A 14,132-nucleotide genomic window follows, 5' to 3' on the forward strand; every position below is an offset into this window, starting at 1 on the left:
GTCTTAGGTAGAAGTACGGAAAACGCGGCTTAAATCTGTGGACTTCCACACGTTTCACGCGCAGCGAAATGAAGCTTCGCGGATTTGCATGCTTCGCGTTCGTTAACGCCGACGCCATCATTTGCGGATGGTGTCAGCTCACCGCCTCCCCGACGAGGCTGATGCGAAAGACCGGCTTCTTGTTCTCGTCGAGTAGCTCCATGCACCACTCGGCGTTCGGCTTCAGGCTGCGCGAGATGCCGCCGAGCAGATTGGCGCAGACCTCGGTCATCTCGGTCCACGCGGCTGCGCGATCCTCGAACTCGTAGGGCTGATCGGCGGCGCCGGAATAGCGACCGGTACTGATGCGGAAGAAGTACAGCGACATCGTTGAACCCTTGGTTAGGGCCGCACCCCCCGGCCGTACGCAAACTGGGGCGCGAACAGCTACCAACGCATGAAAGCCGCCGTCCGTATGACTACGGCGCGGCGGCTTCGTGTTCGATGGTCGTCTTCAACGAGAAAATGCGCGGACGGCCCCGCGCAGCCGCTCACTGGGTCGAGCGGCGCAGCTCCAGCGGAGCCTCGTTCTTGGCGGGCTCGGGCCTTGCTTCCGACTTCACCGGCTCGAGCCGGTTGCTCTCGACACGCGGGGTCTCGACGCGCGCGGCGACTTCGGTGTTCGAGGTGGCGACCGACCCGGTGTGCTCGGAGGAGCGCAGCGAACGCGGACGCGCGACAGCACGCGCCATCAGCATCTGGTTGCCGCCCTGATGGTGGAAGTCGCAATAGGCGAAGCCCATGCCCGACACCGAACCGCGGAAGCTGCGATCGTCGGTCTTTTCCAGGTTGAAGCAGGGCTCGAACGGAATTCCCTTGATCGAGGCGCAGACGTTCTGGCCGCGGATCTGGAGCGTGTTGCCGGGCAGGCGGAGATGCTTGACCGGGCCTGCACCCGAGAACTGCACGGCCCCGGCGGCGCCGAGGTCGTCCAGGATGCGGCCTGCGCCGCGGGTGCCGTCGAAGCAGGTGAAAGCGAACACCTTGCCGGCGACGAAGCGGCGCGCCTCGTCGGCATTCATGCTTCCAGCAATGGCCGGCGCAAACGTCGCTGCCGCCGTGACAGCCCCCAACACAATACGCGCAAGCATGCTCAACTCCGAACCAACCCCAGCGCGGGCGATGCCTTATCTCTTTACCCGCTGCTTACCATACTAACCATGGCGACATTGAAGCAGCTTGGTTGGTAAAGTCTGAACGCCGTTAGACAATTTTTACCACGATCCGGCCGCGGACCTGGCCGGACAGGATTTTCGCGCCCCATTCGAAAACCTCGGCGAGCGAAATTTCGTGAGTAATTTCAGATAGTTTCGACCGATCCAGATCGGACGCCAGACGCTGCCAGGCGGCCTTCCTGGGCTCGATCGGGCACATCACGGAATCGATGCCGAGAAGGCACACCCCGCGCAAAATGAAAGGTGCGACAGAGGACGGCAGGTCCATGCCGGCGGCAAGGCCGCACGCCGCGATCGCGCCGCCGTACTTCGTCATCGACAGGAGGTTGGCGAGCGTGGTCGAGCCGACGCTGTCGACGCCGCCCGCCCAGCGCTCCTTGGCGAGGGGCTTGGCCTGCGCCGATAATTCGTTGCGGTCGATGATCTCGGCGGCGCCGAGCTGCTTGAGGTAGTCGGCCTCCGAGGTGCGGCCGGTCGAGGCGATGACGTGATAGCCGAGCTTGGACAGCACGGCGGTCGCGACCGAGCCGACGCCGCCGGCCGCGCCGGTCACCACCACGGGGCCGCTCTTCGGCGACAGGCCGTGCTTCTCCAGCGCCAGCACCGAGAGCATTGCGGTGAAACCGGCAGTACCGATCGCCATGGCGTCGCGCGCCGACAGGCCTTGCGGCAGGGCGACCAGCCAGTCACCCTTCACCCGTGCCTTCTCGGCATAGGCGCCGAGATGGGTCTCGCCCATGCCCCAGCCGGTGCAGACGACCTTGTCGCCCGCCTTCCACTGCGGATGCGAGGACTGCTCGACCGTGCCCGCAAAGTCGATGCCGGCGATCATCGGGAACCGACGCACCACCGGCGCCTTGCCGGTGAGCGCAAGGCCGTCCTTGTAGTTCAGCGTCGACCATTCGACGCGGACGGTGACGTCGCCCTCCATCAGCTCGGCTTCGTCGAACTGCGTAAGCTGCGCGGTGGTGCCCTTGTCCGCCTTGTCGATCCGGATCGCCTTGAATGTGGCCACGGCTGAACTCCCTGATTTTGTTTCAGGGGATGTTTAGCCGATCAGGCAGGCTGCGCAACTGGCGCTCCAATTCCGAAGTTCGCAAACCTTATCGGCACCACCGGTGCGAACTTCGGAATTAAGAGGAGCGCCAGCAAATATATGATCCTAGTGCCGGTTATCGATTTGAAGTTCCTGAACGAATCCGCGGCTTGCTCTGCAGGAACTTCAAATCGCCGGCACTAGCCGCTCGACGGGTTTCTCCACGATCGGAAGATTGATCAGTGCGGACAGCACGCCGAACAGAATCGAGAGCCACCAGATCGGCGTGTAGGAACCGAACCGCTCGAACACGATGCCGCCGAGCCAGACGCCGAGGAAGCCGCCGACCTGATGGCTGACGAAGGCGAAGCCATAGAGCGTCGCAAGCCAGCGCGTGCCGAACATCAGCGCCACCAGCGCCGAGGTCGGCGGCACCGTCGACAGCCAGGTCAGGCCGGAGATCGCACCGAACGCGATCGCCGAGAACGGCGTGATCGGGAACGAGATGAAGGCCAGCGTCGCAAGCGCGCGGGTGAAGTAGATGGTCGAGAGGATGTAGCGCTTGGGCAGCGAGTTCTGGAGATAACCGACGCTCAGCGAGCCGATGATGTTGAAAAGACCGATCGCCGCGATCACCCATCCGCCGGTTTGCGTCGAGATGCCGCGATCGACCAGGAACGCCGGCAGATGCACCGTGATGAAAGCGAGCTGGAAGCCGCAGGTGAAGAAGCCGAGCACCAGCAGCACATAGGAGCGATGGCCAAAGGCTTCCGCGAGCGCCTTCATGAAGGTCTGCTCATCCGCTGGCGCCGCGTTTGCCGTGCTTGCGACCGGCGGCGTCGAGAGCGCCAGCGACAGCGGAATGATCAGCAGCATCAGGAAGCCGAACACGGTGAGCGCCTGCTGCCAGCCGAAATTGTCGATCAGCGCGACGCCGATCGGCGCGAACAGGAACTGTCCGAACGAGCCCGCCGCTGTGCCGGCACCGAGCGCAAGCCCGCGCTTCTCGGCCGGCAACAGCTTGCTGAACGCCGACAGCACCAGGTTGAACGAGCAGCCGGCCAGACCAAAGCCGACCATCACGCCGGCGCCGAGGTTCAGCGACAGCGGCGTCGAGGAGTAGCGCATCAGGAGCAGGCCGCCGGCATAGAGCAGAGCGCCGACGCACATCACCCGGAACAGGCCGAAGCGATCGGCGACCGCGCCGGCCAAGGGCTGGCCCAATCCCCACAACAGGTTCTGCACGGCGATGGCGAGGCCAAACACGTCACGGCCCCAGGCGAACTCATGGCTCATCGGCTGCACGAAGAAGCCGAGCGCCGAGCGCGGGCCGAAGCCGAGCATGCCGATGGCACAGCCGCAGAGGATGATGATGGCCGGCGTGCGCCAGGTGGAGGAACGCGAGACCGGACCGAGCTCGCCCGCTTGTGTCGACATGGTGTTCCTCATGTTCTCGTTGGCGGATCCGGAATAGGCAGCCACAGGTCAGCCCGTTTAATGCAAGTGCATGAACATCCCAAGTCAAAAATGATTGCGTTCTACGAAGGGCTGCGGCGGGAGCATTGCGTTTCAACGAGACCTGGTCCGGTGCGGTGGAGTGCGACCTGACGGGAATGTGTGCGAGGAGACCTAGCAACGCCCGGCCAAGCGTGATATCTTAGATCTACTCAGATTGAGCATATTTGAGTGCTGACGACATGCGACCCGGCCTCTCGGCCGGATTTCTCAGGCTCCATATATACTCAATTTGAGTATAATAACCATGCACGGGAGGCTTCGATGCCGATTACTGGACTTTACGGCCCTGACGACTTGACCAACCGGCCGCAGGGCCAAGCCACCAACCAGGTCACGACCTCCCCGCGCGCCGCGCCGGCGCGACCGGGATCCACACTGCCGATGCCCTCGCTGCAATGGACCGATGAGGTCGAGCGCGCCACCGCACCTCTCTATGAGCGCGTGAAGCACGTGATCCCGCAGATCGAGTGGCCGGTGCTGGCGCCGACGATCAAGGCGATCAACGAGCTGAAGCAGGCGCGGGGCGCGGTGATCCTCGCGCACAACTACCAGGCCCCGGAGATCTTCCACTGCGTTGCCGACATCGGCGGCGATTCGCTCCAGCTCGCCGTCGAAGCCACCAAGGTGAAGGCCGGGATCATCGTCCAGTGCGGCGTGCACTTCATGGCGGAGACCTCGAAACTGCTCAACCCGGACAAGACGGTGCTGATCCCGGACTCCCGCGCCGGCTGCTCGCTTGCCGCCAGCATCACGGGCGCCGACGTTCGTCTGCTCCGCGAGAAATTTCCCGGCGTTCCCGTCGTCGCCTATGTCAACACGTCGGCGGAGGTGAAGGCCGAGGTGGACATCTGCTGCACCTCGTCGAACGCGGTGCAGGTGGTCGAGAGCCTGAATGCGCCGAGCGTGATCTTCCTGCCCGACCGCTATCTCGCGACCTATGTGGCCTCGAAGACCGACGTGAAGATCATCGCCTGGAAGGGCGCCTGCGAGGTGCATGAGCGCTTCACCGGCGCGGAGCTGCGCGGGCTTCGCGAGGCCGATCCCTCCGTTCAGATCATCGCCCATCCCGAATGCCCGCCGGACGTTCTGGCGGAGGCCGACTTCACCGGCTCGACCGCGCACATGATCAACTGGGTGCGCGCAAAGCGGCCGCGGCGGCTGGTGATGATCACGGAATGCTCGATGGCCGACAATGTGCGCGCCGAGCTGCCTGACGTGGAGATGCTGCGTCCGTGCAATCTCTGCCCGCACATGAAGCGCATCACGCTCGCCAACATTCTGGAGAGCCTGCTGACGCTGCGCGAGGAGGTCACGATCGATCCCGCGCTCGCGATGCGCGCGCGACGATCGGTCGAGCGGATGATCAATCTGAAGAATTGAGCATCAAGCAGCAGCAACACCCACAGTGTCGTCCCGGCGAACGCCGGGACCCATAACCACAGGAAGGCGTGGTTGCGAAGAACGACGTTGAACAGCTGCGCGCAACAATTACCGCCGCGGCGTATGGGTCCCGGCCTTCGCCGGGACGACGCGAGGAGACATCATGACAGACAACATCCCCAACCTCACCCGCGCGACCGACGACGTCGTCATCGTCGGCGGCGGCCTTGCCGGACTGTTTTGCGCGCTGAAGCTCGCGCCGCGGCCGGTGACGCTGATCTCGGCGGCACCGCTCGGACAGGGTGCATCGTCCGCATGGGCGCAAGGCGGCATCGCCGCGGCGGTGGCCGAGGGCGATACGCCGCAAGCCCATGCCGCGGACACGATCGCCGTCGGCGGCGGTCTCGTCGACAAGGCAGTCGCGCTTGGGATCGCCCGCGAGGCTGCGCCGCGCATCCATGACCTGCTCGCCTATGGCGTGCCGTTCGACCGCGATCTCGAAGGCAGGCTCGCGGTGGGGCGGGAAGCTGCGCATTCGGCGCGCCGCATCGTGCATGTGCGCGGCGACGGCGCAGGCGCAGCGATCATCGCGGCGCTGGGCGAGGCCGTACGCCGGACACCGTCGATCCGGCTGATCGAGGGTTTCGTCGCCGAAGCACTGCTGACGGAAGACGGCACTGTTGCGGGCCTTCAATTGCGCGCGGCCGGCAATCCTGCCGCCCCGCCGGTCATGCTCGCCTCGCGCGCGGTGGTGCTCGCGACCGGCGGCCTCGGCCATCTCTATGCCGTCACCACCAATCCGTTTGAAGCGAGCGGATCGGGCCTTGCGATCGCCGCGCGTGCCGGCGCCGTGATCGCCGATCCTGAATTCGTGCAATTCCACCCCACCGCCATCATGGTCGGCCGCGATCCGGCACCGCTTGCGACGGAGGCGCTGCGCGGCGAAGGCGCAACGCTGATCAACGGCCAGGGCGAGCGTTTCATGCTGGCGCGTCATCCGCTGGCCGAACTCGCGCCGCGCGACATCGTGGCCCGCGGCGTGTTCGCCGAGATCGCGGCCGGGCGCGGCGCCTTCCTCGACGCGCGGCAGGCGCTGGGCGCACGCTTCGCCGATAAATTCCCGACCGTGCATGCGAGCTGCATCGCCGCCGGCATCGATCCCGCCACGCAGGCCATCCCGATCGCGCCGGCCGCGCACTACCACATGGGCGGCATCGCGGTGGACGCGCGCGGCCGCAGCTCGATCGACGGGCTCTGGGCCGGCGGCGAAGTGTCCTCCACCGGTGCGCATGGCGCCAACCGCCTCGCCTCCAATTCGCTGCTGGAGGCCGTGGTCTACGCCGCGCGCATCGCCGACGACATCGCCGGCTGCGCGATCCCCTCGCCTGCCCGCCTCCCCGACGCGTTGGTGATGTCGCGCGGCGGCACGCCGGATGCTGCGGCCGTGAAGCGGCTGCGCGCGATGATGAGCGCGCATGTCGGCGTCATCCGTCACGGTGACGGGCTTGCGGAGGCCGTGCGCAGCTTCGCCGCGCTCGAACGCGACACAACGAGCATCGCTGTCCGCAACATGGCGACATCAGCCCTGCTCGTCGCCGCTGCGGCCTGGATGCGGCGCGAGAGCCGCGGCGCGCATTTCCGCATCGACCATCCGGCCGATGTCCCCGCGCTGGCCCGGAGAACGACGACCACGCTCGCCGCCGTGCGCGAGGTCGCCGACAGCTTGAACGAGCGCGCGTCGCCGCGCATTGCGCAACCCGTAATCGCCTGATGGAGGCCCTTATGATCACCCCGACATCCCTGCTCTATCCCGACGCCTTCCTCTCGCCGCTCGCGATCGACGAGGCCGTGCACCGCGCGCTCGACGAGGACCTCGGCCGCGCCGGCGACATCACCTCGCTGGCAACGATACCGGAAGCAACGAAGGCACAGGCGATCCTGGTCGCGCGCCAGTCCGGCGTGATCGCCGGCCTGCCGCTGGCGCTGGCGACGCTGCAAAAGCTGTCGCCCGACATCGAGGTGCGGGCGCATGTCCGCGACGCCGCGCGCGTGGCCCGCGGGCAGCATGTGCTGACGATCTCGGGCCCCGCACGCGCCATTCTCACCGCGGAGCGGACCGCGCTGAATTTCGTCGGCCGGCTGTCGGGCGTTGCGACGCTGACGGCGGACTATGTCGCGCGCACCGAAGGCACCAGGATGCGGATCTGCTGCACGCGAAAAACCACGCCGGGCTTGCGCGCACTGGAGAAATACGCGGTGCGCTGCGGCGGCGGCTTCAACCACCGCTTCGGCCTCGACGATGCCATCCTGATCAAGGACAACCACATCGCGGTCGCCGGCGGCATCCGCCCCGTGCTGGAGCGCGCGCGTGCGAATGCCGGTCATCTCGTCAAGATCGAGATCGAGGTCGATACGCTGGCGCAATTGCGCGAGGTGCTGGACACGGGGATGGCTGACGCCGTGCTGCTCGACAACATGGACCTTGCGACGCTGCGCGAGGCGGTGCGGATGAGCGAGGGTCGGCTCAAGCTGGAGGCGTCCGGCGGCGTCACGCTGGAGTCGATCGCCGCGATCGCCGCGACAGGCGTCGACTACGCGTCCTCCGGCGCACTGACGCATTCCGCGCCGAATTTCGACTGTGCCCTGGATATCGAGGCGTAAGGAGGTCTTCTCCCTCTCCCCGCCTGCGGGGAGAGGGTCGGGGTGAGGGGGAGTCTCCGCAAGGACGGTGACAGTTAGACTCGCGGAGAGTCCCCTCACCCGAATTCGAGCTCTGCTCGAATTCGACCTCTCCCCGCAAGCGGGGCGAGGTTAAGGACGACTACCTTCGCTCGCTCACACCCATCTCGGCGGAGCTCTTGGCTTCCTGCGCGAGTTCGGCGGAGAGCGCGGCGGTCTGGGCCGGGGAGCCCCAGCTCGGTTCCTCGCTGCCGTCGCCCCAGGCGCGCGGGCGATAGAAGGTGTGCACGCCGGTCTTGTACATCTTCTTCATCTCGGCGACCCAGGACGGGCGCACCCAGTAGGCGTGGTAATGCGTGGACTTGCCGACCTCGGGCAGCCAGATCTGGCCGTCGAGCATCGCCTTCGCGATCTTCTTGGCGCGCTCCCACATTTCGGGCTCGCGGATCACGTCGGCATTGTTGTCGCAGGCAAAGGTGAACTGGCAGGCGAGATGGCGGTGCTTGTTCTGATAGACCGCCCCGCACACCGTATCGGGGTATTTGCCGGAGAACACGCGGTTCATCACCACCTGCGCGACCGCCATCTGGCCGCGCACGGCCTCGCCGCGGGATTCGAAATAGACGGCTTCGGCCAGGCACTTCTCGGACTTCGCGCGCGACTTGTCGTCGAGCGCGAGCCGCTCCGCCGGCGACCTGGCGCGCTGGTTGTCGGCGTTGACCTCGCCCTTCGGCGCGACGCTCTCGCCGCTCTCGATGTCCTTGGCGATCTCCTCCGTCGGCGGCGTCAGCGAAGCCGTCACCTTCATGTCGGGGTCGGGCATCACGATCAACGGCTCGGCGCCGGGCTGCCAGCTCTCGATGCTCTCGAGATTGCCGCCGAGCGAGGAGCTGCCGAAGAACAGGTTCGAGGTCTTGACGCTGAAGGGATCGCGCGCAGGCGCGACCGGCGCGGTGGCCCGCTTCAGCGCCTCCAGCGGCTGAACCGCGAACGAGCGCGCGAGGTCGCTGGCCTTGGGCGGATTGGCATATTGCGGCAGCGGCGGCGCGCGAAGCGCTTCCTGGAGCTCGGGGTCGAGCGCGGCTGCAGACTCCGGCGACATCGCCTGCTGCAACGCAGCGGTCTTGGCGCCGAACACCGAGCTGTTCGACGTCGCGGGATCTTCCTGTGCGGGCACTGCGGCCGGTGCGGCAGCGTCGGGAGACGTCGTCGGTGTCGCGATCGCGAGGCGATCGCCCTTCATGGAGCGATCGACCTTGGGAAAGTCGGCGGCCTGGTAACGCGGCGGCGCCTGAAGCGCCGGATTGCGGCTGATCGCGCCGGTGACGTCGCGGCCATCGAGGCTTGCGAGGCGAACCATCGCGCTCTGCGGAACCGAGGTGCCGATGGGGCGGGAAAAACTGTAGGTGGCGAGCTGGATCGAGGACGCCGCGGAATACACCTGCTTCTGCCAACGCTCGGCGACGCCGGGCTGACGCGCCAGCAGCGAGGCAATGTCCTGATAGCCGGTCTCTCTCGGCATCAATGCGAAGATGCAGAGACCGATGCCGAAGGACGCGAACCGCGCGCCCTTCGGATGGTTACGCAACACTGACATCGATACGCTCACGCTACGCTTACGCCAGAAAAATCGAACCGCAGTACATCCGTGCAATTCGATCTTTCTCGTAAGTATCCAATTTAGGTTGCCGGGGCGTTAATCGGCGTTGCGCGCTGGGCACACACAAGCGATCGCAAGTGTTTTCACGGGGCAATGATGCGCATTGGTAAATGCCGCCCCACGTAAAGCGGTAAACATCCGGTCAACGCGAATGGTAAAGGAACTCTTGCGCACGCGTATCATTAAGGGACGCGCGATGAGTTCCCGCTGTTGCGGAGAAGCGTCTCTACATCTTCACTGTCATGCCCAGCCTAGTGCGCAATTGCGCACGGGGGCGGGGCATCCAGTACGCCGCGGCTTCTCGGCTCAATCACTGACGTCTCGGCGCACTGGATCGCCCGGTCAAGCCGGGCGATGACGGTGAGTGTGTGGCAGCATGCGTGTGCAGCGATAGCATCATTGCGAAGCGCGCCCCCACACCACCGCTGTCATGCCCCGCGAAGGCGGGGCATCCAGTACGCCGCGGCTTCTCGGCTCAATCACTGACGTCCCGGCGTACTGGATCGCCCGCCTTCGCGGGCGATGACAGTGAGTGTGTGGCGGCATGCGCGTGCAACAATCTCGTCATTGCGAGCGCAGCGAAGCAATCCAGACTGTCTCCGCGGAGGAGTTCTGGATTGCTTCGCTGCGCTCGCAATGACGATGTGGCGAGAGTGGTGCGCAAAACGAAAAGAGGCGGGGCTTGGCCCCGCCTCTTTCGCATCTCGTATTCAGTCTTCCGCCTTACGCCTGGCTCGCAACCGCCTTGCCGAGTGCGGCTTGCGCGGCGGCAAGCCGCGCGATCGGCACGCGGTAGGGCGAGCAGGAGACGTAGTCGAGGCCGATATTGTGGCAGAAGGTGACGGACGCGGGATCGCCGCCGTGCTCGCCGCAAATGCCGACCTTGAGCGAGGGGCGTGTCTTGCGGCCGCGCGCGACGCCGATCTTGACCAGCTCGCCGACGCCTTCCTGATCGAGCGCGACGAAGGGATCGATCGGAAGGATGCCCTTGGACACGTAGGTGCCGAGGAAGCTCGCGGCATCGTCGCGGCTGATGCCGTAGGTGGTCTGCGTCAGATCGTTGGTGCCGAACGAGAAGAACTCGGCGCTCTCCGCGATCTCGGCCGCGAGCAGACAGGCGCGCGGCAGCTCGATCATGGTGCCGACCTGATAGGCGAGCTTGGTGTTGGTGTCGCGCATCACGGCCTGTGCGGTGGCGTCGATCCGTGCCTTGACGAGGTCGAGCTCCATCTTGGTGGCGATCAGCGGCACCATCACCTCGAGGCCCACGGCCTTGCCGGTGCGCTTCTCGGCCTCGACCGCTGCCTCGAAGATCGCGCGCGCCTGCATCTCGGCGATCTCGGGGTAGGCGATCGCGATACGGCAGCCGCGGAAGCCGAGCATCGGGTTGAACTCCGAGAGCTCGCGCGCGCGGTCAGCCAGGCGCCGCGGGTCGGTGTTCATGGCGCGCGCCACTTCCTCGACCTCGGCATGGGTGTGCGGCAGGAATTCATGGAGGGGAGGATCCAGAAGCCGGATCGTGACGGGCAGGCCCTTCATGATCTCGAACAGCTCGACGAAGTCGGCACGCTGCATCGGCAGCAGCTTTGCGAGCGCCGCGCGGCGCGACTGCTCGTCCTCGGAGAGGATCATCTCGCGCACCGTGCGGATGCGCGTCTCCTCGAAGAACATGTGCTCGGTGCGGCACAGGCCGATGCCTTCCGCGCCGAACTTGATCGCGGTACGCGCGTCGTCCGGCGTATCGCCATTGACGCGAACGCCGATCTTGCGGACCTGGTCGGCCCACTTCATCAGCGTGCCGAACTCGCCGGACAGCTCCGGCTCGATCATCGGCATGCGACCGGCGAGCACCTGGCCGAGCGAGCCGTCGATGGTGATGACGTCGCCGGTCTTGAAGGTGCGCGAACCGATGCTCATGGTGCCGCGGCCGTAATCGACGCGGATGGTGCCGCAGCCGGAGACGCAGGGCTTGCCCATGCCGCGCGCGACCACCGCCGCGTGCGAGGTCATGCCGCCGCGGGTGGTGAGGATGCCTTCGGCGGCGTGCATGCCGTGGATGTCCTCGGGGCTGGTCTCGATGCGGACCAGGATCACCTTGCGTCCGTCGGCCTGAAGCTTGGCCGCTTCGTCCGAGGAGAACACGATCTCGCCGGAGGCAGCACCGGGCGAAGCCGGCAGGCCGGTCGCGATCACGTCGCGCTTGGCGTTGGGATCGATGGTGGGATGCAGCAGCTGATCCAGCGAGGCCGGATCGATCCGCATCACCGCTTCCTTCTTGGTGATCAGGCCCTCATTGGCGAGCTCGACCGCGATGCGCAGCGCCGCCTTGGCGGTGCGCTTGCCGCCGCGGGTCTGGAGCATCCAGAGCTTGCCCTGCTCGACCGTGAACTCCATGTCCTGCATGTCGCGGTAGTGCTTCTCGAGCAGCGTGTAGATCCGCGTCAGCTCCTTGAAGGCCTCCGGCATCGCCGCTTCCATCGACGCCTTGTCGGAGCCCGACTCTTTCCGCGCCTCCTCGGTGATGTCCTGCGGCGTGCGGATGCCCGCCACCACGTCCTCGCCTTGCGCGTTGATCAAGAACTCGCCGTAAAGCTTGCTCTCGCCGGTCGAGGGGTTGCGCGTGAAGGCGACGCCGGTCGCGGACGTATCGCCCATGTTGCCGAACACCATGGCCTGCACGTTGACCGCGGTGCCCCAGGATTCCGGAATGTCGTGCAGCTTGCGGTAGGTCACCGCGCGCGCGTTCATCCAGGAGGAAAACACGGCGCCGATCGCACCCCAGAGCTGGTCGTGCGGATCCTGCGGGAAGTCCTTCCCCGTTTCGCGCGCAACCGCGTCCTTGTATTTGCCGACCAGCTCGACCCAGTCCTCCGCCGACAGGTCGGTGTCGAGCGTGTAGCCCTGGCTGTCCTTGAAGGTGTCGAGGATTTCCTCGAAGTGATGATGCTCGAAACCGAGCACCACGTCGGAATACATGGTGATGAAGCGGCGATAGCTGTCATAGGCGAAGCGGCGGTCGCCGGACAGTTCCGAGAGCGCTTCCACGGTCTCGTCGTTGAGGCCGAGATTGAGCACGGTGTCCATCATGCCCGGCATCGAGGCACGCGCGCCGGAGCGCACGGAGACGAGCAGCGGGTTCTTGGTGTCGCCGAACACCTTGCCGGTCAACTTGCCGACATGGTCGAGCGCCTTCTCAACCTGCGACTGCAACTCCTTCGGGTAGGTCTTGCCGTGTGCGTAGAAGTAGGTGCAGACCGAGGTCGGGATGGTGAAGCCGGGAGGCACCGGCAGGCCAAGATTGGCCATCTCGGCGAGGTTGGCGCCCTTGCCGCCGAGCAGGTCGCGCATCTCCGTGCGGCCCTCGGCCTTGCCGTCACCGAACGTGAACACCCATTTGCCGGCCTTGGCCGCGGCGGGCGCGGCCTTGGCAGGCGCAGCCTTGCTCGGTGCCGGCTTCAGAGCGACCTTGGCGGCGGCCTTCGGCGCAACCGGCTTGGTCGCAGCCTTTGAGACGGCCTTGGCGGCGGACTTCGCAGCCGGCTTGGCCACGGGCTTGGCAACCGGCTTCGAGGCGCTCTTGGGAAGCGCCTTGCGGGCCGCCGGCGCGGCTTTCGCCTTGGCGGAGGACTTTGATTTCGCTGGTATTTTCTTAGGCTTCGAGGCGGCTTTGGCCATAGCTTGCACACAACCTGCGAGAGGAATGGGAAATCGCGCGCCTTACACCACTTTGGGCAGGCCCGCGCAAGTCGAAGAGTTCCGGAAAATGAAGGCCTAGAGATGGAGCCACTTCAACAATCCGAGCCCAATCGCACCATTTATGATGAGAAAGATCGCGACGATGAGGTTGAGAAGCCGCGGCATGATCAGGATGAGCACGCCCGCAATCAACGACAGGATCGGCGAAATGTGGGCGACGGTGATGTGCATGAATTATCTTTCCGTGGAGGTGGGGCGAATCGCGGGCGGATCATAGCGGACCCGGTTCCGCGGGTAGAGACGCACTAGGGGGCACACGAGTTCCGGGCTTCGCGAAAACTGCCCAAAAATGCCGCGAATGCGGCAAGGCATTTTCCGGAACATCACGCGCGTCGCAGCATTGGCAACCGGTCGCGCCATTGGCGCCGGCTAAAATCATGTCGAAGGAGTTGCCCATGCGGAACAGGATTCTCGCTCTCGCCGCGCTTGGCGTCGCGCTCGGTGCGCCGATCTCGGCACAGGCGCAAACAGGCATTACGGTTGGACGCGCGCCCGTCGTGGTCGACGGCGGCCCGACGATTGCGGTCGAACAGCGGCCAGCCTTCCGCGATTATGTCGTCGAACAACGGGTGCCGGCCTTTCGCATTCCGGATCGCGTGGTGGTCGGAGCCACCTTACCCGAGAGCGGCGTGACCTATTATGACGTGCCGCAACGTTTCGGCGCCACCACCTATCGCTACACCGTCGTGAACGGAGAGACTGTGCTGGTCGAGCCGCGCTCGCGGCGCATCGTCGAGGTGCTGGACTAGACTCTCGTTTGGACGCGTTTTCCTTGCGCGAACCGGTATCCACGTCGCTCGAAAGCGCTCTGCACAACTCGATGTCCGGCGCGTCAAATCAGGCTGACGCGTGCAGTGTTAAATCGGACATCAGGCCCCGCCCGGTCTCC

11 protein-coding genes are annotated in these 14,132 nt (G+C 65.6%); 4 read left to right on the forward strand and 7 right to left on the reverse strand.

From position 1 onward, the window contains the following. Positions 1-133 precede the first annotated feature (133 nt). The 4 genes from BM118_RS22385 to BM118_RS22400 form a co-directional block, all read right to left on the reverse strand. Positions 134-367 carry a DUF6894 family protein gene (locus BM118_RS22385; protein ID WP_092187665.1) on the reverse strand — a complete coding sequence of 78 codons (234 nt, stop codon included), beginning with the start codon at positions 365-367 and terminating at the stop codon, positions 134-136. Positions 368-530: 163 nt separating this feature from the next. Then, positions 531-1,130, reverse strand: coding sequence for a hypothetical protein (locus BM118_RS22390; protein WP_092187973.1), 600 nt, complete (start codon positions 1,128-1,130; stop codon positions 531-533). 112 nt (positions 1,131-1,242) lie between these two features. Beyond that, entirely contained in the window at positions 1,243-2,229 is a 987-nt protein-coding gene (gene acuI / locus BM118_RS22395) for an acrylyl-CoA reductase (NADPH) (RefSeq protein ID WP_092187666.1), read from the reverse strand. Between the two features lie 207 nt (positions 2,230-2,436). Then, entirely contained in the window at positions 2,437-3,687 is a 1,251-nt protein-coding gene (locus BM118_RS22400; RefSeq protein ID WP_177234572.1) for an MFS transporter, read from the reverse strand. A gap of 342 nt (positions 3,688-4,029) precedes the next feature. Between BM118_RS22400 and nadA the strand changes: the two genes are divergently transcribed. From nadA to nadC, 3 genes are all read left to right on the forward strand, one after another. Beyond that, positions 4,030-5,148, forward strand: a complete 1,119-nt coding sequence (gene nadA, locus BM118_RS22405; RefSeq protein WP_092187668.1) for a quinolinate synthase NadA — start codon at positions 4,030-4,032, stop codon at positions 5,146-5,148. Between the two features lie 163 nt (positions 5,149-5,311). Further along, on the forward strand, positions 5,312-6,919 hold the full coding sequence (locus tag BM118_RS22410; protein ID WP_177234573.1) for an L-aspartate oxidase: 1,608 nt from the start codon (positions 5,312-5,314) through the stop codon (positions 6,917-6,919). A gap of 11 nt (positions 6,920-6,930) precedes the next feature. Next, positions 6,931-7,809 (forward strand): carboxylating nicotinate-nucleotide diphosphorylase, encoded by an 879-nt coding sequence (gene nadC / locus BM118_RS22415; protein WP_092187974.1) that lies wholly within the window; start codon positions 6,931-6,933, stop codon positions 7,807-7,809. Between the two features lie 160 nt (positions 7,810-7,969). Here nadC and BM118_RS22420 read toward each other — a convergent pair whose 3' ends face one another. The 3 genes from BM118_RS22420 to BM118_RS22430 all read right to left on the reverse strand — a co-directional run bounded on the left by BM118_RS22420 (position 7,970) and on the right by BM118_RS22430 (position 13,414). Next, positions 7,970-9,424 (reverse strand): cell wall hydrolase, encoded by a 1,455-nt coding sequence (locus tag BM118_RS22420; protein WP_177234574.1) that lies wholly within the window; start codon positions 9,422-9,424, stop codon positions 7,970-7,972. Positions 9,425-10,210: 786 nt separating this feature from the next. Then, complete coding sequence (gene ppdK, locus BM118_RS22425) at positions 10,211-13,162, reverse strand: pyruvate, phosphate dikinase (RefSeq protein WP_177234575.1); 2,952 nt, start codon at positions 13,160-13,162, stop codon at positions 10,211-10,213. 96 nt (positions 13,163-13,258) lie between these two features. After that, positions 13,259-13,414 carry a DUF3096 domain-containing protein gene (locus BM118_RS22430; protein ID WP_074077234.1) on the reverse strand — a complete coding sequence of 52 codons (156 nt, stop codon included), beginning with the start codon at positions 13,412-13,414 and terminating at the stop codon, positions 13,259-13,261. A 224-nt stretch (positions 13,415-13,638) separates the two neighbouring features. Here BM118_RS22430 and BM118_RS22435 point away from each other — a divergent pair, with 224 nt between their 5' ends. After that, entirely contained in the window at positions 13,639-13,992 is a 354-nt protein-coding gene (locus BM118_RS22435) for a DUF1236 domain-containing protein (protein WP_177234576.1), read from the forward strand. Positions 13,993-14,132 lie beyond the last annotated feature (140 nt).

The sequence above is a fragment of the Bradyrhizobium sp. cf659 genome, from assembly GCF_900113725.1.
Classification (GTDB): domain Bacteria; phylum Pseudomonadota; class Alphaproteobacteria; order Rhizobiales; family Xanthobacteraceae; genus Bradyrhizobium.